Source organism: Colwellia sp. PAMC 21821, assembly GCF_002077175.1.
In the GTDB taxonomy this organism is placed as follows: Bacteria; Pseudomonadota; Gammaproteobacteria; order Enterobacterales; family Alteromonadaceae; genus Cognaticolwellia.
Map to the genome: position 1 here is coordinate 2,420,525 of NZ_CP014943.1, position 26,728 is coordinate 2,447,252.

Here is a 26,728-nt window from a genome sequence, read left to right on the forward strand (position 1 = left end):
GTGCTTAAGCGAATACTGTGCCAAAGCTAAAGTCATTGAAATATATAACTTTAATATTATTTATTAATTTAGCTTGCACCACAACCGTGCGTCTGTTGCTGCATTGTGGTGCGTATGCTCTAATTTAATCATTGGCAGTATAACAACAGAATAATATTTTGTTATTATATTTTTCTATCATGGTGTCTTTGCTGAGACTTCTGCTGTATAATACGCGCCCAATTGTAGCCCTATTTCGTTAAATTGCTTGAAGTAGCAAAAAACGATAGTAACAGCGAGTAACGCCTGTGTTAGATAAATTAAGAAATGTGGCAATTATTGCTCACGTTGACCACGGAAAAACCACTTTAGTTGATAAATTACTTGAGCAATCAGGTACGCTAGACGCCCGTGGCGGTCTAGAAGAACGTACGATGGACTCAAATGATATCGAAAAAGAACGTGGTATCACAATCTTAGCTAAAAACACGGCTATTAACTGGAACGGCTACCGTGTAAACATTGTAGATACTCCTGGCCATGCTGATTTCGGTGGTGAAGTTGAGCGTGTAATGTCAATGGTAGATTCAGTGTTACTTATTGTTGATGCGCAAGAAGGCCCTATGCCACAGACGCGTTTCGTTACGAAAAAAGCGTTTGCTCAAGGTTTAAAGCCAATAGTTGTTATTAACAAAGTTGATAAGCCTGGCTCTCGCCCTGATTGGGTAATGGACCAAGTTTTTGAATTATTTGATAACCTTGGTGCTACTGATGAACAACTTGATTTTAAAGTTGTTTACGCTTCAGCAATCAATGGTTGGGCTACGCTTGAAGAAGGCGAAACTGGTACAGATATGACACCACTTTTCGATACTATTCTTAAAGAAGTGCCTGCACCAACAGCGGATCCAGACGGTCCATTCCAAATGCAAATTTCTCAACTTGATTACAGCTCTTACTTAGGTGTAATCGGTGTTGGCCGTATTACGCGCGGTAGTGTTAAACCAAACCAACAAGTGACTATCAAATTAGCAAACGGCGGCGTACACAATGCCAAAGTTGGTAAAGTATTTGGTTACTTAGGTTTAGAACGTCATGATATCGAAGAAGGCTTTGCCGGTGACATTATCGCCATTACTGGTTTAGGTGAATTGAAAATATCAGATACTGTTTGTTGTCCTACAGAAGTTGAAGGCCTACCTGCATTATCAGTTGATGAACCAACAATCAACATGACTTTCCAAGTAAACACTTCACCATTTTGTGGTAAAGAAGGTAAGTATGTTACTTCACGTAATATTAAAGACCGCTTAGAAAAAGAATTAATTCATAACGTTGCTTTACGTGTTGAACAATTAGAAGATGCTGATAAATTTAAAGTATCGGGCCGTGGTGAACTTCATTTAGGTATTTTAATTGAAAACATGCGTCGTGAAGGTTTTGAATTAGCGGTATCTCGTCCAGAAGTTATTATTCGTGAAATTGATGGTGAACTACAAGAACCATACGAAACAGTAACCATTGATGTTGAAGAACAGCATCAAGGACCTATTATGGAAAAAATGGGTGTTCGTAAAGCTGAACTAACTGATATGGCACCTGACGGTACTGGTCGTATTCGTATGGATTTCATCATGCCAAGTCGTGGTTTGATTGGTTTCCAAACTGAATTCATGACATTAACATCAGGTTCAGGCTTAATTTATCATACATTTTTTGAATACGGACCTCACAAAGGTGGCGAAATTGGCCAACGTAAAAATGGTGTAATGGTTGCTAACGCAACAGGTAAAGCATTAACTAACGCTATCTTTAACTTACAATCACGTGGTCGTATGTTGATTGGACACGGTATTGATATTTATGAAGGTCAAGTTATTGGTATTCATAGTCGCGATAACGATTTAACCGTAAATGCCCTTAAAGGTAAGCAGCTAACAAACGTTCGTTCATCAGGTACTGATGAAGCACAAACGTTAACGCCACCTATCATAATGTCACTTGAACAAGCATTAGAGTTTATCGATAACGATGAGCTAGTTGAAGTAACACCTGAAAGCATTCGTATACGTAAAAAATTCTTGAAAGAGAATGATCGTAAGCGTGAAGGTCGTTCACCTAAATAACTTAATAAGTTAATTGCGAAAACAAGCCACCTGAAGAAATTTTGGTGGCTTTTTTGTGTCGACTAAACCAGAAAAAAGGTCATTGAAGACGCCGTTTGTGTAAGACATATCTCAAATATCTATTAGTAATGTGCTTAATAATTATTAATGTATTCAATAAAATCATTTAAATTCAATTGACTACTGCTTATTTTTTGTTAAATTATCTGTTTTTAAAAAATTTATTATTTAATCGTCCCCTCCTACCTTTTAGAAAGTTTATTAACTGCTATATTTAGGCTATGTAATATCAAGTTATTTAATTATTTCTAGATTTCATACTAATTTCATTAATTAAGTGATCACTTTTATACGTAGGAAAAATGGCCCAATACAAGGTGTTTATTTTAATCACAGGTTGTTCAGGACAATATGCGCCTGCATTGTCTAATAAGCTGCATTATCCATGCAGCGATAATGATTAAATAAATAACGCAGTAGTCGGTGGTTTTAACCCGTATAAATGCTCAGATAATAAATGAGTGGGTATTACACCTTGTATTTATCCATTTAACTTCATGAAAAATGAAGAGCTCTGAATGAGTCAATTGGTAAAAGGTTAATCGTATGTACCTTAGGAGGCAATAATCATGGAAGCAAATAAACTAGCAAGGCTAAACTGCCTATTTGAGAAAGCTGTTACCAATAATACAAAATTATTAGAAAAGCACGAACTAGATGAACTATACAATGAATTTATCAATGACGGGCGAGAGCCCATAAAAAGTACTATAGTCGCGTTTCCTAAAGGAGTAAGGCGCTCAGCTAGCTAAAATAATATTCATAATTAAAGAAAAAGGATAATTTCTTCATGTCACCAGAACAACTGAAAACGTTACAAAAATTAAGTAAGCTATTTGAAGAAGGCGCTGCTAACCCTAGCCATATTAAGCAGTTATCGTGCTTATTAGCTGAAATCAATCAATTATCGAACTGGCCAGAAGAAAACTTAGAGCAGATTTATTTCTCACGTTAAAATATTTTTTATATCTAATAAAACCTAGCGACTCTTTGATTTGCTAGGTTTATTACTGCGTTGTTTATACCCTGTCACCCATTAAAACACACAGAATAACGTGCGATATATCAGTTATTATCTTAGATATAAGTAACTGAAAGATAAAATTATTGAGATTATGACTACCGTTATTTTATACATTGCCTTAATATAAATATAATGGCTCTAACTAGTAATGTATATGCACCCAAAATTAGAAGAATTAAAACACCATCGATATGCCGGACCTGCGCTTGGCTTTTTATTATTGTTTATTGAAAACTTTAAAACTGAACGCATTCATGTCACGGCTGGCTATTTATCTTATGTTACCTTGATGTCATTGGTGCCATTAATTGTAGTGATGTTGTCTATGATGACCGCTTTTCCAATTTTCTCCGAAATACGTCAATTAATTGAAAATTTTGTCTATTTGAATTTCGTGCCAGCCTCTGGTGATGTAGTACAAGAGCATATCACTGGCTTTGTTAGTAACGCCTCTAAAATGTCAGCAGTTGCAATAAGTGCATTATTTGTGCTTGCCATGATGCTAATTTCCGCAATTGATAAATGTTTAAATAAATTATGGCGCGTAAATGAAAAGCGTAGAATGATTACATCTTTTTCAATGTATTGGATGGTGTTAACTCTAGGCCCAGTATTGGTCGGCAGTAGTTTGGTGATTAGCTCCTATATTATTTCGTTAGTATCGATAGGGGACTATGATTTATTAGGCATCACCAATATATTTGTCCGAGCGCTACCTTTAGTTGCTTCTACAACGGCTTTTTTCATCTTATATATGGTCGTACCAAATAAAGTGATTCCGGCAAAATTTGCTATTGCTGGAGCTATTTTAGCAGCCGTTTTATTTGAAATAGCTAAAAAAGCGTTTGCTATTTATGTAACACAATTACCTTCTTACCAAGCCATCTACGGCGCGCTATCCAGTATTCCTATTCTGTTTTTATGGGTGTATTTGAGCTGGTTAGTGGTGCTTGTTGGTGCATTGTTTACCGTATCATTAGAAGATTTCGATAACGAAAAAAAAGCTGAGCAATCTAAGCAAGATGCGGATTAAAAAATAATTATTTCAATCGTATTAAACCGAATAGATTTTATATAAGGAACAGTATATGTCTAGAATGCTTTATCCAAATATTGCGGTTTATCAGCAAGAATGGCTTGACGTCGGTGATGGCCATCAACTTTATCTTGAACAGTCAGGTAACCCAAACGGTATCGCCGTTGTATATCTTCATGGCGGCCCTGGTAGTGGTTCATGCAAAGATCATCGACGATATTTTGATCCCGAAAAATATCGGATAATTTTATTTGACCAACGCGGTTGTGGGCGCTCTAAACCATCGCCTAGTATAAGGGAGAATACCTCAGCTCATTTAGTTGCTGACCTTGAAGTCATTCGCAAGCATTTAAGTATCTCGCGTTGGTTAGTGTCTGGTGGATCATGGGGTCTACTTTAGCGTTGCTTTATGGCATTGAATACCCAGAAACTGTACTAGGTTTTATTTTAAGAGGTATTTTTCTCGGCACACCGGCTGAATATCATTGGTTGTATGGACAGGATGGAGTGGCAGGTTTTTTTCCTGAATACTATCGTGAATTTACAGCGCAACTTGATGAATCTAAAACCCATGATGTTCTGCAAGGCTATTATGATGTACTTACGGGTACTAATGAAATAGCCGCTACGGCAGCCAATAAAGCTTGGTGTTTATGGGAGTTAAGACTGTCATCAATAGAACACCACTCTATTGATATTCAACATATTGAAGATCCGCATCAAGCGTTATGTAAGGCGAAAATATCTAGCCATTACTTTATTAATAAATGCTTTATTGATGACGGTTTTATTTTAGCCTCCATTGATAAAATTAAAAGCATTCCAGCCATTATTCTACACGGACGCTATGACATGGTCTGTCCATTGCGCAGTGCCGATATGTTGGTACAACAATGGCCAAACGCACAATTACAAATCCTCCCTAGGGCAGGGCATAGCGGTTTTGAATCACAAACTATTGATGGTTTCTGCCAAGCAACAGATACGATGGCAAACTTTATTGCAGAACAGAGTACAGAGTAAATGATAGCATTGATGCAAAGAGTGACCGAAGCAAGTGTTAGCGTCGATAATAACGTTGTTGGTGAAATTGAGCAGGGGTTATTAGTACTATTAGCGATAGAACCAGAAGATACCCAAGCAAAAGCAAAACGCTTGGCCGAGCGGGTCGCGGGCTATCGAATATTTTCCGATGAAAACGGAAAAATGAATTTAAATGTTAAGCAAATTGGTGGTGAAATATTGGTGGTTTCACAGTTCACTTTAGCCGCGAATACCACAAAAGGCATGCGACCTAGCTTTACCAGTGCTGCACCAGCAAAGTTGAGCGATGAACTGTATCAGTATTTTTGTACACACTTACGCAGCCTTGGCTTTCGTGTACCTACAGGGGTTTTTGGCGCAGACATGCAAGTGCGGTTGTTAAATGATGGTCCGGTAACTATTAATTTACAAGGTTAATGTGGCTAATGCCGGTTAATTAGCACTCATGTGTTGGTTAAAAAATTTCCGCCACCTCAGGTATTGTACTGAAGGGAGGTAGGTAGCTTTTGAACGTTTTTTTACGTTATCTATCATCCAGTGTTTTGGCAGTAAATGAATAACCACATTGAGATAGCGTGGTATATGAAAATAAATAATATGGTGTGAACTTTGTAGTTGCCTTAAAATAGTCAAGCAGAGGTTAATTTCTTGGTCATCAAGGTCAGGTAAGTTAATCGTTAAACACCCATTATCCTGCAAGTTGTCTATCAGTGCGGTTAACAGGTCAACTCTGCTTTGAAAGCTTTTAGCGTGATGTTGATAAACATCACAAATGTGCCAGTCAACAGCTAACTCAGTTGCGCATTGTGTTTGTTGCAGCCAAGCTAAAGCTTCGCTATTCTCAACCACTATAGGATGTTTCATTGGGTTAAAGTAGCGTTGAAAGCAAGCAATAACTGTTTGAGAAAGTTCAATGCTTATCACGTGAATATCTGGATGTAATGTACTTAAAAACCGACTTAAATTGCCTCCCCCAAGACCAAGCTCTATTACTTTTTTGGGTTTAAAAAACAATAAAGGTAACAACGCCGCATAGTGATGCGGAAGGGTTAATTTTTCAGGGCAACGTAAATGCATAACACTTTGGATAACATCGTCAAATGCTAACCAGCGATAATGTTCATTTTCGCTAATGGTTATTTGGTCTGCCGTGTTACTGAGGTAAACTAGTCGACCTTGGTTAACATGTTGAGTAAGTTTCACGTGTTGTTAAATTCCCGAAATAATTATATTTCACTGGTATAAGATTAATTATAGACAATGTACAAATGTAGATCGCCGAAAAATGAAGCTGAACTAGCCCAGTATTATCAACTACGTTGGCAAAGTCTTCGCAAGCCTTGGCAACAGCCAATTGGAAGCGAAAAAGATGACTTGGAAGTGCAATCATACCATCGTGTCATCGTTGACGATATGGATAACATCATTGGTGTTGGACGGTTGCATAAAAGTGGGCAAGAGCATGCGCATATTCGTTATATGGCTATAAGTGAAGAATTACGAGGCAGAGGGCTTGGCAAGTTACTTATCAACGAATTAGAGCATGTAGCGGCACAAGCAGGGATTAAAACTATTGAGTTAAATGCTCGCACCAATGCTATTGGATTTTATCAGTCGTTAGGGTATGTCAATAAAGGTTATTCACATACCCTTTATGAAAATGTAAGCCACGACAAAATGATTAAAAGCATATCGTCAACAGTTAGACATTTATCTCAAATTGCCGATGACTTACAGCAACTTTGGCATCAAACAATTCCTCTTAGTAAAGCGATGAATATTAATATTTGTTATTTTGATCAAGAAATACTACTTACTAATTGCGAACCCAGTTTTAATAAAAACCTGCACAACACCATGTTTGCAGGCAGCATATATACCTTGGCAACCCTTACCGGTTGGGCTTGGGTATATTTTGCGTTGCAGGCGCAATCACAGCAAGCTGATATTGTGTTAGCCGAAGGGAATATTCGTTATATAGCACCTTTGGGTGGTATTGCGCATGCTCAAACCTCGTTAAATCTAGTCACGGGCAGCGTAGCACCTTTGTTAGATGGCAAGAATGCTCGCTTTAATATCGACGTTGAAGTCTGTTGTGGTGATAAAGTTGTAGCACTATTTACAGGTTCATATGTCGCTATGGCCAAACGGTCATAGTTGGTTTGAAGAGATAAAGCGCATTTAAAAATGCAAAAAACCAATCAGGTTATAACTCAGTTATTATGACCATAAATTAATCAATAATAAGAACGGTCAGTATGTATAAATTAATGCTAAGTTTCATGTTTTTCAGTCTATTTACAAGCTCGGTATCGGCATCAAATAATGAGCATAATGAGGTGCTTGATAGCTTTCACCAAGCTGCTAGCGAAGCAAACTTTGATAAATACATGAGTTTACTTGCTCAAGATGCTATTTACCTTGGAACTGATAGCGGGGAACGCTGGAATAAAAACGAATTTTCTGCTTTTGTTATGCCTTATTTTAATCAAGGTAAAGGCTGGTTATACGTGCCCATTGAGAGAAATGTAACGCCGACTCAAGCAAGTAACATTGTTTTTTTTGATGAGTTACTAGAAAATAAAAACTATGGCCGTTGTCGCGGAACTGGTTTGTTAATTAAAACGCCACAGGGCTGGAAAATACTACAATATAATTTATCTATTCCAGTGCCGAATGCTATTGCCAGTGAAGTTGTCGAGTCTATTAAAGTATATCGAAAAACACATAAATAAAGTCAGACAAATTATCATCGTTGTGTAATGTAATTTTCGGAGAAATTTCAAATATGAGTGTTAGTATTATTGGTTGTGGTTGGTTAGGGCAGGCTTTAGCGAAACGTTTACTCGCTAGCCATACCGATATTATGGCTAGTTATCAATCACCACAAACCGGTGAACACCTTAGCGTACTGGATATACCTGCGACTCAACTTATCTTACCACTTGTTGATGACGTATTGCGTAGTAACCACCTGGATAATTTGGCTGGTGTAGAACCGCGTTTATTTCAAAAAAATGTATTAATTATTGCGATACCGCCCCAATTAAAAAAAGGTCGGTTAGATTATCCTTTGAAAATTCAACAACTGGTGCATTTGGCTGAATTAGGTAAAACTCAACACATTATTTTACTGAATTCGACTGCCATTTATAACGGTTTAGCTGGGCGAGTAGATGAAACCAGTGAGCTTGATGTAACCGCCGAGAAAGTAGGCAGTTTGCTGGCGGCAGAGCAAGCGGTTAAAAAATTCTCTAAACGAGTGCATATTTTGCGACTTGCAGGCCTCGTTGGACCTAATCGTCACCCAGGGAAATTTCTCCAGGCAAAACGTATTTTTGAAAATGCCAGTGCAGCAGTGAATTTGGTGCACCAAACAGATGTTGTCAATATTCTAGAAAAACTGATCCAACTCGATAGTGCTCAGAGCAAACAAAATATTTATAATGTTGTTAGTCATACTGACAGTAATCGACAGCGCTATTATCAAGTAGCTGCGCAAGCTTTAAGTTTGCCTGTGCCTAAATTTGCAATTGAGCAACAGCAAAACGAGGGAAAGAAGATTATTGGTGCAACATTACGTGGTGAATTGTCTTACGATTATGTACATGACGATTTGCTTTACTGGTTAAAAGACGAAAATCACGAGTTAGACAATATTTAAGGTCTGACTGCTGAATAAGTTAAGGTTAAAATGCTATGGCGAATAATGTCATTACCAAGCTATTAAAAACAATATATCAATATAAAATGATCTTGTTGTTTTTTGTGCTGTGGGCACATGTGTCCTTGTTAAATTTATTTTTTGTAAACTACAGTGGTCCGGTTTTTCTTTGGGAGCAAAATAGTCAGTTTTTGACGATTCAAACACACTTTTTAATAGCGCTAATAACGACTTTTTTCTTTTTAGCAGTGACAAAGTTAAGACTGATGAATCGTAACAATTCCTCCAAAATCAGTGATAAAATATGGCTCACTTGTTCCGTGCTTTTATTAGCATCAATAGTTTTTTTACTGATCTGAATTGACTGATATTTAACTTTATACCAAATGTAATAAGTTATTGACCAATTTTAAGCGAGGATAAATTGTTCAAGAATACATGTTTATTGTTCCAGACTAAACATAAGTACCTGCATATATGGACCCACTCCGTTTGCAAGACATTTAATCGTTATGTAAGAGAAAATCATTGCTCTCATATATCCGGCCTGTTTATGAAGGATTTTTACCTTCTGGCCCCGATGGTTGTTTGCGCTCACACTCCTCATCATCCCTCCGGCTTTTTTATTAGCCAATGCAGGTACCAGGTTTTGTGCAAGCCAGTCTGACTATCTTACCATCCGATTAATTTATCTTTTGCAACTGAAGTAAAAGGGTTTTACTGTTATCTCATCACTGAAACCAATCTAACTTGCTTCAGTTTTGAGCTTTATTTATATAGCCGGGCGATAACTTTCCCCCTTCGCCATTATTACCCAAGCCATTCTTGCTATTTTATTCGCCACAGCAACGCATGCTTTGTTGTGTCCTCGTCGGGATTTTAACGCTTGTGCCCACAAACTAAATCGGTCAGTTTTGTTTTCACTGTGCCTTAATACTGCCCGGGCCCCGTGGATGTATAGTGTTCTTAAATAACTATTACCGCGTTTACTTATACCGAGTAAGGTGGCCTTTCTACCCGTTGAATGCTGCCCAGGAACAAGCCCAAGCCATGCCGAAAAATGTCGACCATTTACAAAGTCTTTTCCATCTCCTGCAGCTGCATAAGTAGCGCTAGCTGTGATTGCTCCAATACCTAATATTTCATCTAAGCGAACACATATTTCATTTTCTTTATTCATCGTGTTTAAGCGAACTTCACACGCTTTAAACTTCACTTCTGTGACTTGAAATTCAAGCCATAACTCATTAAATATCTCCCGACTTAAATACGTTAACTCATTTGTCGCATCCTCTAAAATATCCGGCAGTTCATTGCGAATTGCAGAAATACCTTTATTGATGACAATGCCATATTCTCCTAACAAGCCTCGTATCTGACTTGCTAATGCTTTACGTTCTTTCTTTATGCGTTCACGTTGTCGATGGAAGTTTTGAATATCTTGTTGTTCTATCGATTTAATTGGCACAAACCTCATGGTCGGGCGTTGCGCTGCCTCTGCAATACCTTCGGCATCGTTATAATCATTTTTATTGCCTTTAACGAAGGGTTTTACATATTGAGGCGCAATAAGTTTTACTTGGTGCCCCAATTCAATAAATTTTCTAGCCCAGTAGTTCGCACTGCCACAAGCTTCCATTACAATTAGGCAAGGCTCTAATGTTGCCATGAAACTCAACACTTGTTTTCTTCTTAATTGTTTCTTTTTTACAAATCGCCCATTTTTATTCACAGCGAACATGTGAAAAATTGATTTTGCAATGTCTAAACCGATTGTAGTAATCTTCATGTTGATCCACTCCGCTTTTATAAATGATTGTTATCACTTTCATTTTGGCCCTAAAGAGGCCGGAAATAAAGTTGGAGTGGGTCCATACCATTATCCCTGCAGGCAAGGCGTTTGATTGATTAGGGCATGGATGCCCGTAAGTAGAACAATGCAGGAGCAATTGTCGAGTAATAGCGGGCGTGTGTGATTGAAAACAACGCAGTTATTGACGATTCAAACCGCCTTAAAATGATCGATTATTTATTTCAATTGGTATTAGTTTGGTACGAGCATATCAAGCTGTGATTCAACTGTTATATTGTAGCTCATAAAAAAGCCTGACTTTTAATGTCGGGCTTTTGCGTATTTAGGCACTTTATAGGTATTGTATAGTGAGAAAATGGATAGCGTTAAGGCTTATTATGAATACCTGCTGTTGCAAGCCATTGCTTAAAGTCGAGCAAGTTTGCTGGCAGAATAACCTTGGTTGATGGCTGACTTAAGCCTTTCATTTGTTGCAGGTATTGCTCACTTAATTGCATATCTAATGCTTGCTGACCACCGGGTTGTTCAATGGCAGCAGCCAATTTACTAATAGAGTCGCCGGTCGCTTGAGCAATGGCTAATATCTCTGCTGCTTTACCTTCCGCGGAGTTAATTCTACGTTGCTTTTCACCTTCAGATAAGTTAATTAATTCTGTCATTTTCCCTTCTGAGCGATTTATACGACTGGCTCTATCCCCCAAGCTTTTTGCTAAAATAGCACGTCGTTCACGCTCGGCATTCACTTGCATTTCCATGGCATTACGCACAGTAACGGGCGGTGTAATATTTTTAATTTCGTAGCGATGGACTCTAATGCCCCAGCTTTCTCCAGCTTTATCAAGTACCTCAACGACTTTAGCGCTAATAATGTCACGTTCTTCAAAAGTACGATCTAGCTCTAAGGTCCCGATTACCGAGCGTGTTGTAGTTTGGGCGAGTTGCATGGCGGCGAAGCGATAGTCAGTAATACCGTAGCTGGCTTTTACCGCATCAATGACTTGAATGTAAATAACGCCATCGACCTCAACATTAACTTCATCCATTGAAAAGCACTCTTGCGGCGGCACTTCTATGGTTTCTTCTTTTAAGTCTTGAATAAATGCCACGCGATCAATAAAAGGTAACAACAAATGAAAGCCGGCTTCTAAGGTGCAGCGATATTTTCCTAAACGTTCAACAATATAAGCTGATTTGGTGGGTACTAAACAAATAGCTTGGAAAAATTTATAGGCAAGGTATAAAAAGATAAATGCCCAAACAGCCAAAACGGCTAAATCGAGCGTATTTCCATCGAGTGCTATCATGATTTTGCTCCTTGAATGTTTTGCGTTACTTTTTCCATACCCTGAAAAAAACCTTCTAATTTAGCGACTTCAGTTGGCACGATAGACACGTCAGCCGTTTTAAGAATATTGCCTGTTTGCGAGATAAATTGTTCTAATAAACGCATTTTTATCGCTTGGTCACCACTAGGTAAAGCCGCTGCTTTAGCAATTAAATTAATACCTTCTGCCGAAGCCTGAGTAAGAATAGCTATTTCTTGTGCTCGACCGTGAGCTTCATTGATTTGTTTTTGTTTATCACCCTCAGACAGGTTTATTGCTTCTTGGCGCTCACCTTCAGACAAGTTGATAGTCGACTCTTTTTCCGCTTCCGCAAGCGTAATTTCAGCACGCTTTTGGCGTTCAGCTTCCATTTGCTTTTCTAGCGTATGAATAACATTGTCTGACGGTGTTATGTTACGCACTTCATAGCGTAAGACTTTAATCCCCAAGGATCAGAGGCCTTGTCAATTTCACGCACTATAGTTTCATTTAAGGTGTCGCGTTCAGAAAAGGTTTGACCCAAGTTTAATTTACCGATCTCTGATCGCATCGTGGTTTGCGCTAAGTTAATGCTTGCACGACGATAATCTTCGATACCGTAACTGGCTCTTTCACCGTCCATTACTTGAATATAAACTAAACCGTCGACACTAATTTGCACGTTATCGCGTGAAATACAGCTCTGCGCCGGTATATCTAATACTTGCTCACGGGTTTCATGACGATAAGCTACGCGATCTACAAAAGGGATTAGAAAATGTAATCCCGGCGGTAAAACAGCGCGAAATTTTCCTAAACGTTCAATGACACAAATTTCTTTCATTTGTACTACCAGTACAAGTTTTAAAACGATAAAGAGTACTGCTAGTAATACAAATGTAATAGTCGCTAACATAGGTATTCTCCTATTTTATTTAGTATTGTTTGAATTGACTTAAATGGATTAATTAAGCGCGTGTTATTTACTGGCTTCAACCACTAATGAAATGTTTTCTTTGCAAACGATGTCGGCTTGGCTACCTGCTTTGATAATAGACCCGTCGCCTAGTGCTGTCCAAGTTGTACCTTGATATTCAACTCGACCTGGATGTGTTCCAGGGCCTATTTGTTCAAGCACGAGGACTGATTTTCCGTAAATATCTACCTCTTCATAAATATTTTCAACGACAGTTTCACCAGGGAAGTATCGTTGTGTAATAAAGTAAACTAGGATCAGTAGGAAGGTTGCGACGATAAACCAAGTGGTTAGCGTTAATATCCAAGTATCAAGAATTTCTTGTTGTACGCCAATAGCGACGATTAATGACGCTATGCCTAAATTGAGTAAGATACCACCGGGCACGAAAATCTCTAGACAGGCAAATAAAATAGCCAAGATAATCCAAGTTTCAAAAAATAGTATGTATTCCATTACCATCTCCAAGATATGAGTACTGTTAATCTAAAGTTAACAGCGATTCCTTCAAAGTAGCAACTACGACATATTATGTCAAGCGTGTTGCTTTACTTACCTTTGATGCTAATCGGTGAATGCTTTATGCAGTATGACGATACACCGTACTTTTTTGCATATAAAAAAACCGGCTGATGCCGGCTTCTCTTTATTTTGATAGGTTTTTAATGCAACGCATGAAATTCATACTTTGAAAATTAAGCACCTGCTCCTTAAAGTGATAAGTTATCTAAAATATCATCTTCTACTAAGTTGGCTAAGGTGACTTTTAGCTTTGGTGTGCGCGCCATTTCACGTTTTATAGCAAAGTTGGCTTCGGCATTACGTGCCCAGCTGCGACGAGCAATACCATTATTAACATCAAATAGTAACATTGATTTTAATCGGCGCTCTGCTGCGTCTGAGCCGTCGAGTAGCATACCAAACCCCCCATTAACCACTTCACCCCAACCAACGCCGCCACCATTGTGGATTGAAACCCAAGTTGCGCCACGGAAACTGTCACCAATAACATTATGAATCGCCATGTCGGCCGTAAATCGGCTACCATCGTAAATGTTTGACGTTTCACGAAATGGTGAGTCAGTGCCACTAACATCGTGATGATCACGACCAAGGACAACAGGGCCAATTTCACCGGTATTAATAGCATCGTTAAAGGCTTTTGCAATTTCCATACGACCTTGCGCATCAGCGTAAAGAATACGCGCTTGCGAGCCAACCACTAACTTGTTTTGCTTAGCGTCTTCAATCCAGGTGATGTTATCTTGCATTTGTTGCTGAATCTCTTCTGGCGACTCTTGCATGATTTTTTTCAGCACGCTTGCAGCAATAGCATCGGTTTTGTCTAAATCTTCAGGCTTACCCGAAGCACAAACCCAACGAAATGGTCCAAAACCATAGTCAAAACACATAGGTCCTAAGATATCTTGCACGTAAGAAGGGTATTTAAAGTCAATGCCATTTTCTGCCATAACATCGCCACCCGCGCGTGATGCTTCTAAAAGAAAAGCGTTGCCGTAATCAAAAAAGTACGTGCCGCGTGCGGTATGTTTGTTAACCGCATCAGCATGACGTTTTAATGTCGATTGTACTTTTTCTTTGAATACTTCCGGTTCTTCACGAATCAATCGATTTGATTCTTCATAACTAATATCGACAGGATAATAGCCACCTGACCATGGGTTGTGCAGTGAAGTTTGGTCTGAGCCTAAATGAATATAAATCTCGTGTTCGTAAAAGCTCTCCCAAACATCAACGATATTGCCAATATAGGCAATTGAGACAACTTCTTCGTTCGCTTGCGCAGTTTTAACGCGTGCAACAAGTTCATCCATGTTATCAATTAACTCGTCAACCCAACCTTGCTGATGGCGCTTAGTTGCTGCATTTGCATTAACTTCTGCACAAACAGTGACACAGTTAGCAATATTACCTGCTTTAGGTTGCGCGCCACTCATGCCGCCTAAGCCCGCAGTAAGGAATATTTTACCTTGCGTTTTTTCACCCTTGTTGAGTACTTTACGAAAAGCGTTCATCACAGTAATGGTTGTGCCATGTACTATGCCTTGTGGACCAATGTACATAAATGAACCTGCGGTCATTTGGCCATATTGAGTGACACCTAAGGCGTTAAACTTTTCCCAATCATCAGGTTGAGAGTAGTTCGGGATCATCATACCGTTGGTAACAACTACACGTGGTGCATCTTCCGACGACGGAAATAAGCCCATCGGGTGACCAGAGTATAAATGTAAGGTTTGATCGCTTTCCATCTCACTTAAATACTTCATGGCTAATAAATATTGTGCCCAGTTTTGGAACACCGCACCGTTACCACCATAAGTAATTAGCTCTTCAGGGTGCTGCGCCACGGCTGGATCTAGGTTATTCTCAACCATCAGCATAATAGCAGCAGCTTGCTGACATTTTGCAGGGTAGTCAGCAATTGAGCGTGCTTTTAAGTGATAGCTAGGCTTAAAGCGATACATGTAAATACGGCCAAAGTCTGTTAACTCTTTTGCAAATTCTGTTGCTAGTTCCTGATGCCACTCTTTTGGAAAGTAGCGTAGCGCATTTCTTATCGCTAACTGCTTTTCAGCTACAGAAAGAATGTCTTTACGCTTAGGCGCTCGATTAGCGTCAGCAGGGTATGGCTTAGCAGCAGGTAGCTCACTAGGAATACCCTGTTTTATTTCATTTTGAAAATTAATGGCTGTTTCCATGGTTATTAACTCCCCTTATTATGCATCAAAGCTAACGGTAAATGCTTGAGATCTAACTAATGCTATCATGGCATCAATATCAGGTTTTAATAGTCTATCTTCTTCAAGTTTTGCCACTTTCGCTCTGATCACTTGGAAGTTTTTCTCAATAATGTCTGAACATTTATTAGGGCGTCTAAACTCAATCGCTTGTGCAGCATACATAAGTTCAATCGCAATAATTTTTTCTAAATTGCCTAAGATCTGATTAAACTGTCGACTTGAAATACTGCCCATAGACACATGATCTTCTTGCCCCATTGATGTTGGTACACTGTCAGCAGAAGGTGGAAAACAAAGCGATTTGTTTTCGGTTACTAACGCCGCGGTAGTATATTGCGGGATCATCATGCCTGAATTTAAACCGCCTGAAGCGGTTAATAAACGAGGTAAACCATGTAAACCTTCTAACAATAAGTAACAGCGACGGTCAGAAATATTACCCAGTTCTGCACTCGCAATCGAGGCATAATCAAGCACCATAGCTAAAGGTTGGCCGTGGAAGTTACCACCCGAAATAGCTTCTTCACTGCTGATAACGATAGGGTTATCAGTGACAGAGTTCATTTCAATTTCAGTGAGTTCATTTAAATGCTTATAGGCGTTACGAGATGCACCGTGAACTTGTGGAATACAGCGCAGTGAGTATGGGTCTTGCACACGTCCACAGTTGGTGTGAGATGACATGTTTTCAGAGCCAGTAAAGAACATTCTCATGCGTTCAGCAACTTCTAAATTACCCGGGAACGGTCGAGTAGCGTGCAGTTCTTCTCTAAACGGCGACTGACTACCTTGCATGCCTTCGATGCTCATTGCACCGGTTAAGTCAGCTAAATTTAGCAAGTAACGCATCTTAGTTAAGCCAGTGATAGCGTGCGCTAAAATAAACTGTGTACCATTAATTAACGCTAAGCCTTCTTTTGCGTGTAATTCCATTGGCGCTAAACCATGCTCTTTTAGTGCTTGTGCGGCTGGGATTATTTTGTCAGCTTGTCCTGCTTTGCTTTGCCAGAACTCGCCTTCACCGAGCAACGGTAAAAATAAATGTGACAGTGGCGCTAAATCGCCTGATGCGCCTACAGAGCCTTGCTCTGGAACAACAGGGATAAGGTCAAGTTCTAGAAACGCTAACATTCTTTCAACTGTTTCTAAACGAATGCCTGAAAAACCTTTGCTTAGTGCATGTACCTTGGTGATCAACATCAGTTTTGAAATAGCTTTGTCAATCGGTTCACCCACACCAACTGCATGCGTAATTAGTAAATTCGTTTGCAGTAAATTGGTTTGTTCAGGTGTAATTTGCGTATCACATAACGGCCCGAAACCGGTATTAATACCATATACAGCGACATCGGATGCCGCCATTTTATCAACTCTTGCACGACTGATATTAATTTTATCTAACGCTTCTTGGCAAAGTTCTGCTTTGATACTGCCGTTGGCAATACCATTAACAATATCAAGATCTAGATGGTCGATACCGTATTTAAATGTCATCTTAATGCTCCTAAACTAAAAAACTAAAAAATTAAGTGGCTACCTAAGCGGTATTTATTACCCGGTGCCGTTAATATGGCTAAGCTGACAACACCTTGACTTGACCAGGTACGACGCTTGACCTGTAAACAAGGGGTAGTATTGCTAATAGCCAATAATTGGTTGATTTCATCTTTCGCTAAGACAGCCTCCACTTCATGTGTGGCTTCTGTTAGTGGCGCTTCTGATGATAAATATTCATGGGGTGTTATTTGTGTAAAGTCTTGCTTGAGATAATTAGCGACTAATTTGGGATTAACAAAGCGTTGCTCTAATTGAATAGGTGAATTATTTTCAAAGTGTAGTACGCTTGAGAAGTAGGCTATGTCACCGGCTTTAAGGGACAATAATATTGCTATTTCTTCATTAACTTCAACGGCCTTTAAGGTCAGTTGCTCAGCATGATATTGATGCCCACGGTCATCTATCTCATCTGCTATATTTCGGATTTCTAATAATGAAGACTGGGATTTAAAGGTCGCAACAAAAGTGCCAGAACCTTGTGAACGCACTAACAATCCTTGCTCTGTTAGCTCTTGTAAAGCACGACGTGCGGTCATTCTACTAACAGAGAACTGTTCCGACAGTTCATTTTCCGAGGGCACTTTACTATGTTCAAGCCACTGTCCTGACTCTATTTTTCCACAAATATATTGTTTTATAACTCTATATTTTGCTATTTTTACTTGTGTCATTGTCATGCCTAATGCTGGATAATGTGTAGAGTAACTCTTAACTTGTATATACAATCTCACTTTTATAGCGCGAGGTCAATAGTTGTATATACAAGCTTGCTTGTTAATTTGCTATCAGTTAGAGTTAATTTATTAATAAACGCTAATCTTCTTAACGCCATGGGTTATTCGTCATGGTGTTTATCAATGTAACGTTAAGATTAGTCATTAACCGATAATTTGGAATTTTTATGTCGACTGAAACACAAACTTGGCAAACGCTTTGGACAAATGTCAATTTAGCTACCATGACCGAAGGTGCAACAGGTTACGCCAGTATTGAAAATGGTGCGATAGCCATTGCCAACGGAAAAATTGCTTGGCTGGGCACTAAAGCCGAGCTACCTAGTTTCGATGAAAAAAAGGTGCAAGTAATTGATGGTAAGGGCGCTTGGCTAACCCCAGGTTTAGTCGACTGTCATACCCATATTGTTTATGGTGGCAACCGCGCTAATGAATTTGAAATGCGCCTTGAAGGCAAAAGTTATGAAGAAATTGCCAATGCCGGCGGAGGTATTGTTTCAACGGTTAAAGCTACTCGTGCAGCGAGTGAGACTGAGCTGTTCAACAGTGCTTTAAAACGTTTAACAACATTGCACCAGCAAGGCGTTACTACCATTGAAATTAAATCAGGTTATGGTTTAGACACCGATAATGAAATTAAAATGTTAAACGTCGCCAAAAAACTTGGCCACACATTACCTGTAACAGTACTTAAAACATTTTTAGGTGCCCACGCCTTGCCTGTTGAGTACAAAGACCGCGCGGATGCATATATCGATTTGGTCTGTGAAGAGATGATCCCTAAAATATCGGCAAAAAACTTGGCTGATGCCGTTGATGTATTTTGTGAAGGTATCGGCTTTAGTTTAGCGCAAACCGAGAAAGTGTTTAGCGCGGCAAAAGCGCATAATTTGCCTATAAAAGTACATGCTGAACAGTTATCAAACTTAGGGGGGACTGAGTTAGCCGCAAAATACCAGGCACTTTCTTCAGATCATATTGAATTCCTAGACGAGGCTGGTATTAAAGCGATGAAAGAAGCTGATATGACGGCAGTTTTGTTACCGGGTGCCTTTTACTTCTTGCGCGAAACTCAATTACCGCCAATGGAGCTGTTACGAAAACATGGGGTAAGTATGGCTATTGCCACCGACTCAAATCCTGGTTCATCGCCGATAAGTTCTCTGCAACTTATGCTGAACATGGCTTGCACATTCTTTAGATTAACACCTGCAGAAGCGCTTGCAGGCGTTACATGCCATGGCGCTAAAACGTTAGGGCTTGCTAAAAGCAAAGGGCAGCTGGCGATAGGCTTTGACGCCGATATTGCTTGCTGGGATATAGAGCAACCAGCCGAGTTATGTTATCAGTTTGGTGTTAATCCTTTGACTCACTTAATGCAAGCAGGAAAAATGGTTATTTAACGCATAATTTACTTGGTGCGTGGTTACTGTACAAAAGCTAGCGGATTGATTAGTCTAAGGAGATGTTGTCGGTTTGGGTTTTGTTATGGCTAGCTACAGTGCTGCGCGCCTTGTTATGTTTTCTTTGTTTGCAATCATTTTAAGCTTCAGTTTTATCTCCTTTGAAGCCAGTGCTGCGAGTGAGTCTTTCTCATTTATTGAGTTTAATATTGCCTTTGTTTTAGGCTTAAGTTTACCGGTATTATTAATGGTATTTATCATTAAACCTAGGCCGGCTATTAAAAAACGTTTACCTGTTTTGTTGACCATAGCTTTACTTGGTTTGCTGTATTCCTTGAATTTTCACCCTCAAAATCACCTTTATACTAGTTTAATTTTTGGCTGCTTAATTTTCCAAATAATCAGTTATTGGTCGTGTAATTATCATCTTGTTGGCAAAACCTTAAGTTCCAGCTTTAGCCTGAAAAATGGGCTTTTCTTTGGACTCTTTTGTATATACATATTTGCACTTTACTCAGCCGTAGTAAGTGCTTCAGTTGCTTGGCTGCTTATGGCGAGTGTGCAAGTTATTATTACGCTGATCTATATTTGGTTATCTCGAAATACCAGTCACGAAGTTAATATTCGCTCATTAACTTTACTGGCCATTAATATCGTTTTTGCCGCGGGCATTTATTTTTGGCTAGCAGGGAACTTAGCATTAAACTTACTTGTTGCGATTAGCGTGACAACGTATTTGTTAGCCATGGCGAATGGCTGCTGGCACATAATTACTACTTTAATTACGCGAGAAAACGATCACAAGGCGCTGTCGACTCGACCACAGGTTCAGGTGTCTTACGACCCAACAACCAACTTGCCTAACTATCAATATGCCTTATCTTTTTTTGAGCAAAGTATCGTCAACAACGATTCTGCCCGTTATGCGGTCATTATCTTTAAACCTATAAATTTTCAACAAATTAATGGTGTGTTAGGTCATCATAATTCAGATATTTTACTGTTACAGCTGGCGTATTGCTTACAAAAATCGATTGAAAGTAAAGATGAGTTACTGAACTTTTCAACACCAGAGTCGCCGGTTAGGCTTGCTCGCTTGCAAGGACTTCATTTTTTACTCGTGATGGATGTGTCACAAACCAAGCACAGTGAAGATCTTATTATTGAACAACTTTGTAAAGAGCTTGCGCTTGCTGTACCAGGACCGATGAGTTTTAAAAGTTTTTCGTCATTTTTTAAACTAGCTTTTGGTGTTGCTTTTGTTGGTCAAAATAGCCATAACCTGACTGAAGTTATTTCCTGGGCTGAAGACGCATTATTGCAAGCTGAAAAACAGCAAAAATTAGTCGGCTTTTTCAATCAAGAGATCGCTATTTTTAATCAGCAACAATTGCATAAAATGGAACAGCTCAAATATGCCATTCAACATAATACGTTGCAGTGGAGCCTTCAACCTCAAGTGAAAGTACAAAGTAAACGCCTTATCGGCTTTGAAATGCAAGTCAGCTGGCAACGCCAAGATGATGAGATTTTAAACCTTGCTGATATGATGGTGATTGCTGAACAAAGTGGTGATTCTTATACCTTGAGTCGACAAATAGTGAGTCAGGCCTTTAAGGCGATAGCCGAGCTTCAGCACTTAAATATGTCGATACCCGTTGCGATTAAGTTACCGGAGAATAGTTTATTAGAACCTGATCTTATTGATTATATTGAACAACAAGCAGAGACGCATAACGTTGATTGTCAGTGGCTGATGGTGGAAGTTCAAGAGGCAATATTGCTAATGTCTTCACCCCAAGCTAAAGCGAGTATTGATCAGCTAAAATCACTCGGGGTTAAGATTTCTATTGATCAATTTTCAGGTAGTTACGAAGCCTTAAGATATATTCGTCGCATGGCGGTGAGTGGCATTAAAATAGATTGTTATTCTCTCGCAAAAGCGACAGCAGGCTCTTCTGATAAAGCCATCATCAATGCGCTAATTACCTTAACACGCAAAATGGATCTACCATTAATTGGTACTAATATTAATGTCATCGCAATCGAAGAAATGTTTATTGCAATGGGAGGGGAATTTGGTCAAGGGCAGCGCTATAGTGCAGGAATAACCCAAGAAGAATTACCATACTGGTTAACAGCATGGCAAAAACAGTATCCTGATAATGCTTAACTAGTCGATATCTAAGGGATCTGGAGATAAAATGACACCCGTATTATCTGCATAAATATGATCGTCAGGTAAAAATGTCACGCCAGCAAAGTTTATAGCTAGATCGCTTTCACCAATATTACTGGTGCTTGCGCCAACGGGAATCGACAGTAAACCTTGAATACCAATATCAATATCTTCTAAAGCGTCAACGTCGCGAACGCTGCCAAAGCAAATGATGCCTTCCCAGTTATTTTTCGCCGCTTGCTCTGCAATATTAATATCAATAAGCGCCCGGCGTGTTGAGCCTCCACCATCAATAACCAATACTTTACCCGTGCCGTCAGTTTCGGCTAACTCGGCGATCAAGCCATTATTCTCAAAGCACTTTATGGTTACAACTTTTCCACCAAACGAGCTTCTGCCACCGTAATTACTAAATACTGGCTCAAGTACATCGATTAAATCAGTGTAAATATCACACAGTTCTGAAGTGTTGTATTCCATTGTAAGTATTTCCTAATAGCGTTCATTCTTAACTAGTATAACGGCTGAATACATAGGCACAACCGCTAAGCCATTATAGTTACTAAATAAATATTGAAAGCGTTGTTACTTGTAATTAGTTAAAAAACATTATTTAATAGCCAATATTATCTTCTAATAAGAGTTGTATTTATGGCTGATCGGGAATTTGCCCATAGCTTAATTTATTCTACAGAAACTCTTATTTTTAGCATACTTGCCTTACTTCTCCTTGCTTATTATCGTGGTTTTGGCCGTACTTATGTCAAATTTTGGCTGATCAGTTTATCGGCTCTAGCTGTTAATCAGCTGTCGCTTACCTTTGAGAGTATTTTTAACCAACAAGAAGTCGGTAGCTTCATCGATATTACTATCGCGTTATCACGGCAAATTAGTAACTATTTATACTTCTTGTTTTTAATGCTAGGTATTTATAGTGCGACGAAACAAAAGAAAATATCATCTCAAGTAATATCTATAGGTGTAATCGCCGCTATTGCTATCGGTACAGTAGCTGCATTGCTTTATGGTTTTGACAGTAATAGTGTTTTTAATCGGTTTTACTTGCGTGAAAGTCTAGCTGCTTTCATTTTTGGCTGTGGATTTATTACCACAGCATGCTATTTATTCTCCTCTAATATCAAGCACTTTTCTGGAAAAATTTTATTAATTTTCTGCTTCTTAGTCGGTGCTCGATTTGTTGCATTTTCATTCGCATCGGTTGTGTCTTTGACCGAAGACTGGTTTCGACACTTAACCGAATGGTTGATTTATGTCGATTTGGGTATTCATACAACGTTAGGCTTTATTATACTTATATGGATGCAAGGTGCGGAAAGGCATATCGCTGATACAGCCATTAATCGAGCGAAATATTTAGATAAACATGATGCCTTAACTGGCGTATTAAATCGTGAACAGGTACTTGAAAAATTAACCAACGAAATTAAAATTGCCGAAGATGATGGGAAAAAGCTTTGTATTTACTTACTTGATATTAAACGTTTTAAATTCGTTAATGACACATATGGTTTAAAAGTTGGTGACTTGATTTTAGGTGAAACCGCTCGTCGACTGAATCATAGTTTACTCAAACCCAAAGTGGTGGGGCGTTTGAGCGGTGACTCATTTTTATATGTAATTGATTATGACAATGAGCAGCAACAATTAACGGCAGTAGATCACATTCACGCGTTAATTACGCGACCTTACCAAGTTGCTCAGCAAGAAGTTCACTTACAATGTAGTGTGGGTTATTGTGATTTCCCGTCGGATGCGAATAATGCCGATGACCTGATTCAAAAGTCGAACTTAGCGATATTTCAGGCTCGAAGTCATAATATTCAAAGTGTTAAATATGAAGCTGGCATGCAGTCACATGGCCGGCACTTACTCGTAATGGCAAAAGAAATTCGTCAAGCTATCACGAATGAAGAGCTAGTTTTACATTTTCAGCCACAGTTAAATTTGAAGAATAATCGTTTAGAGGCCGCTGAAGTCTTAGTGCGCTGGCAGCACCCTGATAAAGGTTTATTGGCACCAGGACAATTTTTTGATGATATAGCAGCTCTCAACCTCTTTAGTGAGTTAGATAACTATGTACTGGATAAAACCTGTCAAACGATCGCTAAATGGTACAAAACTTATAGGCGGCGCGTGCCCTTAGCAATAAATATTACCGCTGATGAGTTTCAAGCCACAAACTTTATTCGTAATATTAAATTATTGTTAAAGAAATATGAAATTCCGCCAATTTATCTTGAGTTAGAAATCACCGAAAATGTCGTTATAACGGATATTGAGTTAGTGATGAAAACCATCATAGAATTGCAAAATATGGGGATCAAAGTCTCGATTGATGATTTTGGCACAGGTTATTCGTCTTTAGCTTATTTACGACGGTTGCCGATTGATAAAATAAAAATAGACCGCAGCTTTATTCAAGAAGTGGCGTCTAATGACTCTGATTTAACCATCGTAAAAACCATGATTGAATTATCACATGGTCTGGGTAAACGGGTGTTAGCAGAAGGGGTTGAAACAAAAGAGCAGCTGCAGTTATTACGCAACATTGGCTGTGACGCCGTACAAGGTTATTTTATTAGTAAGCCGATAAGTGAAGAAGAGTTTACTAAGTATTTAAAGCGTAAGTAATTTTAGTTAACTATGCCATGTAAACCTTGAACTAAAAAAGCTAACTTTCATATTAGTGCGTTGTATTTACTACTTAAGTATTTATTACTTAAGCGCTTATTACTTAACTTCTTTAATTTCTATTGTTGCCTCTCGACTGTTTGCTGCGCTGGCGCTTTGAATGTAACCTTGCCAACGTTGTTGATACTCCACACCTAATAGCTGTAAATAATCGCCACTATAAATATTGCTATGGTTATCATCAAAAATGAATCGGTAGCCATGTTTGCCCACCGATTCAATCTTTAGCAGCTTTACTTGTTTCTTATGATAGACCTTAGGCGTTAAGCCTGTTGCTTGGCCCTTGTCGTCGGTTGGAGCAAACACGCGTAAATATTCAAAGCTTAAATCAATAGCCTTATTGCTATCTTGCTTCGTACTTTCAAGCTCATTATTAGCGAAAAGTACCGACAAACTTGCGGTAGTGTTATTGATCACAAAGCGGTTAACTTTACTCATGTTTAACTCCTAGCTCTATATTTTACGTTATAAAATAAAGCGACTTAGATCTTCATCTTTAATCAGGTCAGATAAGATATTAGCAACAAAGTCAGCATCGATGAGAATCGTTTCACCTGCACGGTCATTGGCGGTAAACGAAAGCTCTTCGATTAAGCGTTCCATCATAGTGTGTAAACGACGTGCACCAATATTTTCAGTGCTTTCGTTAACTTGCCATGCAGCATTTGCAATGGCTTGAATGCCGTCTTTACTAAATGAAATATGCACGCCTTCAGTGGCTAGCAAGGCAATGTATTGCTCAGTCAACGAGGCATTAGGCTCGGTTAAAATGCGCACAAAATCATCAGTAGTTAAGGCTTTTAATTCAACACGGATCGGCAAACGACCTTGCAGTTCTGGGATCAAGTCAGATGGTTTTGACATTTGAAATGCACCAGAGGCTATAAATAATATATGGTCAGTTTTGATCATACCGTGCTTAGTGCTAACCGTAGAGCCTTCAATTAACGGTAATAAATCTCGTTGCACGCCTTCTCTTGAAACGTCAGGACCTGAGCTGTCACCGCGTTTACAAATTTTATCTATTTCATCAATAAATACGATGCCGTTTTGTTCAACTTGATATATCGCTTTTTCTTTTATGTCGTCTTGGTTAACAATTTTAGCCGCTTCTTCTTCTTGCAATGCTTTTAAAGCATCTTTGATTTTCAGCTTACGTTTCTTTGTTTTGTCACTCGACATGCTTTGGAACATGTTTTGCAACTGCGAGGTCATGTCTTCCATGCCCGGAGGTGCCATGATTTCAACACCCATCTGTGGTGCGGCTAAATCGAGTTCAATTTCTTTATCGTCAAGTTGACCTTCACGTAGCTTTTTACGGAAAACTTGGCGAGTAGAGCTATTCTCTGGTTGTTCGTCATTACCAAAGCCGTCACGGGCAGACGGCAATAACACATCTAAGATACGCTCTTCAGCCGCTTCTTCGGCTAAATGTTTAACACGCGCCATTTCTTGCTCTTTGGTCATCTTAATGGCCATATCAGCAAGGTCGCGAATAATCGTTTCAACTTCTTTACCGACATAACCCACTTCAGTGAATTTAGTTGCTTCAACTTTAATGAAAGGCGCGTTGGCTAACTTTGCTAAGCGTCGGGCAATTTCTGTTTTACCGACACCAGTAGGGCCGATCATCAGAATGTTTTTAGGGGTAACTTCAGCGCGCAACTCTTCATTAAGTTGCATTCTACGCCAGCGATTTCTAAGGGCTATGGCGACCGCACGTTTGGCGTCGCTTTGACCAACAATGTGGCTATCTAATTCGTGAACTATTTCACGTGGTGTCATATCTGACATATTAATTCCTTACAAATTGGCGGTTATAGTTCATCAATCACGTGTTGCTGATTGGTGAATACACAAATATCACCGGCAATTTTTAATGATTTTTCAACAATTTCTTTCGCAGAAAGGTCGGTGTTTTCAAGTAATGCTGTGGCGGCAGATTGTGCGAAGTTGCCACCACTACCAATGGCAATGAGGTCATTTTCAGGTTGCACAACATCACCATTACCGGTGATGATCAGCGACGCGGTTTCATCGGCAACTGCCAATAACGCTTCAAGTTTGCGCAGCGCGCGATCACTTCGCCAATCTTTAGCAAGTTCAACGGCCGCTTTGGTCAAATGACCTTGGTGCATTTCTAACTTGCTTTCAAAACGTTCAAATAGGGTAAAGGCATCGGCTGTGCCGCCAGCAAAACCGGCAAGTACTTTGCCATTGTATAAACGGCGTACTTTACGCGCATTGCCTTTCATTACAGTGTTGCCAAGGGAAACTTGACCATCACCACCTATGGCAACTTTGCCATTACGTCTGACAGAAACAATAGTAGTCACAATTAACCTCTTACAT

Annotated in this window: 22 protein-coding genes and 2 pseudogenes; 12 read left to right on the forward strand and 12 right to left on the reverse strand. The window is 39.2% G+C overall.

Annotation, left to right across the window (positions count from 1 at the left end; all coding sequences use genetic code 11):
- Window positions 1-287 precede the first annotated feature (287 nt).
- The 6 genes and pseudogenes from typA to dtd all read left to right on the forward strand — a co-directional run bounded on the left by typA (window position 288) and on the right by dtd (window position 5,686).
- Window positions 288-2,105 (forward strand): translational GTPase TypA, encoded by a 1,818-nt coding sequence (typA, locus tag A3Q33_RS10385; protein ID WP_081179870.1) that lies wholly within the window; start codon window positions 288-290, stop codon window positions 2,103-2,105.
- A gap of 629 nt (window positions 2,106-2,734) precedes the next feature.
- Complete coding sequence (locus A3Q33_RS20735; RefSeq protein ID WP_081179871.1) at window positions 2,735-2,917, forward strand: hypothetical protein; 183 nt, start codon at window positions 2,735-2,737, stop codon at window positions 2,915-2,917.
- A 38-nt stretch (window positions 2,918-2,955) separates the two neighbouring features.
- Window positions 2,956-3,120 (forward strand): hypothetical protein, encoded by a 165-nt coding sequence (locus tag A3Q33_RS20600; protein ID WP_155866751.1) that lies wholly within the window; start codon window positions 2,956-2,958, stop codon window positions 3,118-3,120.
- A gap of 223 nt (window positions 3,121-3,343) precedes the next feature.
- On the forward strand, window positions 3,344-4,222 hold the full coding sequence (locus A3Q33_RS10395) for a virulence factor BrkB family protein (protein ID WP_231295830.1): 879 nt from the start codon (window positions 3,344-3,346) through the stop codon (window positions 4,220-4,222).
- Window positions 4,223-4,286: 64 nt separating this feature from the next.
- A pseudogene (gene pip / locus A3Q33_RS10400) lies at window positions 4,287-5,248 on the forward strand (prolyl aminopeptidase).
- Window positions 5,249-5,686 (forward strand): D-aminoacyl-tRNA deacylase, encoded by a 438-nt coding sequence (gene dtd / locus A3Q33_RS10405; RefSeq protein WP_081179873.1) that lies wholly within the window; start codon window positions 5,249-5,251, stop codon window positions 5,684-5,686.
- A 15-nt stretch (window positions 5,687-5,701) separates the two neighbouring features.
- On the opposite strand, the gene A3Q33_RS10410 is transcribed toward dtd, so the two are convergent.
- On the reverse strand, window positions 5,702-6,472 hold the full coding sequence (locus A3Q33_RS10410) for a spermidine synthase (protein ID WP_081179874.1): 771 nt from the start codon (window positions 6,470-6,472) through the stop codon (window positions 5,702-5,704).
- A gap of 57 nt (window positions 6,473-6,529) precedes the next feature.
- Here A3Q33_RS10410 and A3Q33_RS10415 point away from each other — a divergent pair, with 57 nt between their 5' ends.
- From A3Q33_RS10415 to A3Q33_RS10425, 3 genes are all read left to right on the forward strand, one after another.
- On the forward strand, window positions 6,530-7,426 hold the full coding sequence (locus A3Q33_RS10415) for a bifunctional GNAT family N-acetyltransferase/hotdog fold thioesterase (protein WP_081179875.1): 897 nt from the start codon (window positions 6,530-6,532) through the stop codon (window positions 7,424-7,426).
- A gap of 101 nt (window positions 7,427-7,527) precedes the next feature.
- A complete protein-coding gene (locus A3Q33_RS10420) occupies window positions 7,528-8,004 on the forward strand; it encodes a nuclear transport factor 2 family protein (RefSeq protein ID WP_155866752.1) in 477 nt (158 codons plus the stop codon).
- Between the two features lie 53 nt (window positions 8,005-8,057).
- The gene (locus A3Q33_RS10425) at window positions 8,058-8,933 is read left to right on the forward strand and encodes a Rossmann-fold NAD(P)-binding domain-containing protein (RefSeq protein ID WP_081179877.1); all 876 of its coding nucleotides are present in this window, start codon (window positions 8,058-8,060) and stop codon (window positions 8,931-8,933) included.
- Window positions 8,934-9,705: 772 nt separating this feature from the next.
- On the opposite strand, the gene A3Q33_RS10440 is transcribed toward A3Q33_RS10425, so the two are convergent.
- The 7 genes and pseudogenes from A3Q33_RS10440 to hutC form a co-directional block, all read right to left on the reverse strand.
- On the reverse strand, window positions 9,706-10,722 hold the full coding sequence (locus A3Q33_RS10440) for an IS110 family RNA-guided transposase (RefSeq protein ID WP_081178032.1): 1,017 nt from the start codon (window positions 10,720-10,722) through the stop codon (window positions 9,706-9,708).
- Window positions 10,723-11,111: 389 nt separating this feature from the next.
- On the reverse strand, window positions 11,112-12,050 hold the full coding sequence (locus tag A3Q33_RS10445; protein WP_155866753.1) for an SPFH domain-containing protein: 939 nt from the start codon (window positions 12,048-12,050) through the stop codon (window positions 11,112-11,114).
- Window positions 12,047-12,966 (reverse strand): annotated as a pseudogene (locus A3Q33_RS10450) (SPFH domain-containing protein). The gene A3Q33_RS10445 and the pseudogene A3Q33_RS10450 overlap by 4 nt, the downstream one beginning before the upstream one ends.
- Before the next feature lie 63 nt (window positions 12,967-13,029).
- A complete protein-coding gene (locus tag A3Q33_RS10455; protein ID WP_196798085.1) occupies window positions 13,030-13,482 on the reverse strand; it encodes an NfeD family protein in 453 nt (150 codons plus the stop codon).
- Window positions 13,483-13,736: 254 nt separating this feature from the next.
- Entirely contained in the window at window positions 13,737-15,749 is a 2,013-nt protein-coding gene (gene hutU, locus A3Q33_RS10460) for a urocanate hydratase (protein ID WP_081179881.1), read from the reverse strand.
- Between the two features lie 18 nt (window positions 15,750-15,767).
- Window positions 15,768-17,285 (reverse strand): histidine ammonia-lyase, encoded by a 1,518-nt coding sequence (gene hutH / locus A3Q33_RS10465; RefSeq protein ID WP_081179882.1) that lies wholly within the window; start codon window positions 17,283-17,285, stop codon window positions 15,768-15,770.
- Window positions 17,286-17,308: 23 nt separating this feature from the next.
- Window positions 17,309-18,019, reverse strand: a complete 711-nt coding sequence (gene hutC / locus A3Q33_RS10470; RefSeq protein WP_081179883.1) for a histidine utilization transcriptional repressor HutC — start codon at window positions 18,017-18,019, stop codon at window positions 17,309-17,311.
- Window positions 18,020-18,249: 230 nt separating this feature from the next.
- On the opposite strand from hutC, the gene hutI reads away from it, so the two are divergent.
- Both hutI and A3Q33_RS10480 read left to right on the forward strand, forming a co-directional pair.
- Complete coding sequence (gene hutI, locus A3Q33_RS10475; RefSeq protein ID WP_081179884.1) at window positions 18,250-19,485, forward strand: imidazolonepropionase; 1,236 nt, start codon at window positions 18,250-18,252, stop codon at window positions 19,483-19,485.
- 73 nt (window positions 19,486-19,558) lie between these two features.
- The gene (locus A3Q33_RS10480; RefSeq protein WP_081179885.1) at window positions 19,559-21,658 is read left to right on the forward strand and encodes a GGDEF domain-containing phosphodiesterase; all 2,100 of its coding nucleotides are present in this window, start codon (window positions 19,559-19,561) and stop codon (window positions 21,656-21,658) included.
- On the opposite strand, the gene rraA is transcribed toward A3Q33_RS10480, so the two are convergent.
- Complete coding sequence (rraA, locus tag A3Q33_RS10485) at window positions 21,659-22,144, reverse strand: ribonuclease E activity regulator RraA (RefSeq protein ID WP_081179886.1); 486 nt, start codon at window positions 22,142-22,144, stop codon at window positions 21,659-21,661.
- A gap of 171 nt (window positions 22,145-22,315) precedes the next feature.
- On the opposite strand from rraA, the gene A3Q33_RS10490 reads away from it, so the two are divergent.
- Window positions 22,316-24,316: a putative bifunctional diguanylate cyclase/phosphodiesterase gene (locus tag A3Q33_RS10490; RefSeq protein ID WP_081179887.1), complete on the forward strand. Its 2,001-nt coding sequence runs from the start codon at window positions 22,316-22,318 to the stop codon at window positions 24,314-24,316.
- Window positions 24,317-24,415: 99 nt separating this feature from the next.
- On the opposite strand, the gene A3Q33_RS10495 is transcribed toward A3Q33_RS10490, so the two are convergent.
- From A3Q33_RS10495 to hslV, 3 genes are read right to left on the reverse strand one after another with little or no spacing between them, the layout of a single operon-like run.
- A complete protein-coding gene (locus A3Q33_RS10495; protein ID WP_081179888.1) occupies window positions 24,416-24,814 on the reverse strand; it encodes a gamma-butyrobetaine hydroxylase-like domain-containing protein in 399 nt (132 codons plus the stop codon).
- Window positions 24,815-24,841: 27 nt separating this feature from the next.
- Window positions 24,842-26,170, reverse strand: a complete 1,329-nt coding sequence (hslU, locus tag A3Q33_RS10500) for an ATP-dependent protease ATPase subunit HslU (protein WP_081179889.1) — start codon at window positions 26,168-26,170, stop codon at window positions 24,842-24,844.
- Between the two features lie 23 nt (window positions 26,171-26,193).
- A complete protein-coding gene (gene hslV, locus A3Q33_RS10505) occupies window positions 26,194-26,712 on the reverse strand; it encodes an ATP-dependent protease subunit HslV (protein ID WP_081151324.1) in 519 nt (172 codons plus the stop codon).
- Window positions 26,713-26,728: the final 16 nt, after the last annotated feature.

What these genes read in the sequence shown, in the direction of transcription:
- A3Q33_RS20735 (WP_081179871.1), top strand. Translation starts at nt 2,735, where the DNA reads ATGGAAGCAAATAAACTAGCAAGGCTAAACTGCCTATTTGAGAAAGCT.
- A3Q33_RS20600 (WP_155866751.1), top strand. Translation starts at nt 2,956, where the DNA reads ATGTCACCAGAACAACTGAAAACGTTACAAAAATTAAGTAAGCTATTT.
- A3Q33_RS10395 (WP_231295830.1), top strand. Translation starts at nt 3,344, where the DNA reads ATGCACCCAAAATTAGAAGAATTAAAACACCATCGATATGCCGGACCT.
- dtd (WP_081179873.1), top strand. Translation starts at nt 5,249, where the DNA reads ATGATAGCATTGATGCAAAGAGTGACCGAAGCAAGTGTTAGCGTCGAT.
- A3Q33_RS10415 (WP_081179875.1), top strand. Translation starts at nt 6,530, where the DNA reads ATGTACAAATGTAGATCGCCGAAAAATGAAGCTGAACTAGCCCAGTAT.
- A3Q33_RS10420 (WP_155866752.1), top strand. Translation starts at nt 7,528, where the DNA reads ATGTATAAATTAATGCTAAGTTTCATGTTTTTCAGTCTATTTACAAGC.
- A3Q33_RS10425 (WP_081179877.1), top strand. Translation starts at nt 8,058, where the DNA reads ATGAGTGTTAGTATTATTGGTTGTGGTTGGTTAGGGCAGGCTTTAGCG.
- A3Q33_RS10440 (WP_081178032.1), bottom strand. Translation starts at nt 10,722, where the DNA reads ATGAAGATTACTACAATCGGTTTAGACATTGCAAAATCAATTTTTCAC.
- A3Q33_RS10445 (WP_155866753.1), bottom strand. Translation starts at nt 12,050, where the DNA reads ATGATAGCACTCGATGGAAATACGCTCGATTTAGCCGTTTTGGCTGTT.
- A3Q33_RS10455 (WP_196798085.1), bottom strand. Translation starts at nt 13,482, where the DNA reads ATGGAATACATACTATTTTTTGAAACTTGGATTATCTTGGCTATTTTA.
- hutU (WP_081179881.1), bottom strand. Translation starts at nt 15,749, where the DNA reads ATGGAAACAGCCATTAATTTTCAAAATGAAATAAAACAGGGTATTCCT.
- hutH (WP_081179882.1), bottom strand. Translation starts at nt 17,285, where the DNA reads ATGACATTTAAATACGGTATCGACCATCTAGATCTTGATATTGTTAAT.
- hutC (WP_081179883.1), bottom strand. Translation starts at nt 18,019, where the DNA reads ATGACACAAGTAAAAATAGCAAAATATAGAGTTATAAAACAATATATT.
- hutI (WP_081179884.1), top strand. Translation starts at nt 18,250, where the DNA reads ATGTCGACTGAAACACAAACTTGGCAAACGCTTTGGACAAATGTCAAT.
- rraA (WP_081179886.1), bottom strand. Translation starts at nt 22,144, where the DNA reads ATGGAATACAACACTTCAGAACTGTGTGATATTTACACTGATTTAATC.
- A3Q33_RS10490 (WP_081179887.1), top strand. Translation starts at nt 22,316, where the DNA reads ATGGCTGATCGGGAATTTGCCCATAGCTTAATTTATTCTACAGAAACT.
- A3Q33_RS10495 (WP_081179888.1), bottom strand. Translation starts at nt 24,814, where the DNA reads ATGAGTAAAGTTAACCGCTTTGTGATCAATAACACTACCGCAAGTTTG.
- hslU (WP_081179889.1), bottom strand. Translation starts at nt 26,170, where the DNA reads ATGTCAGATATGACACCACGTGAAATAGTTCACGAATTAGATAGCCAC.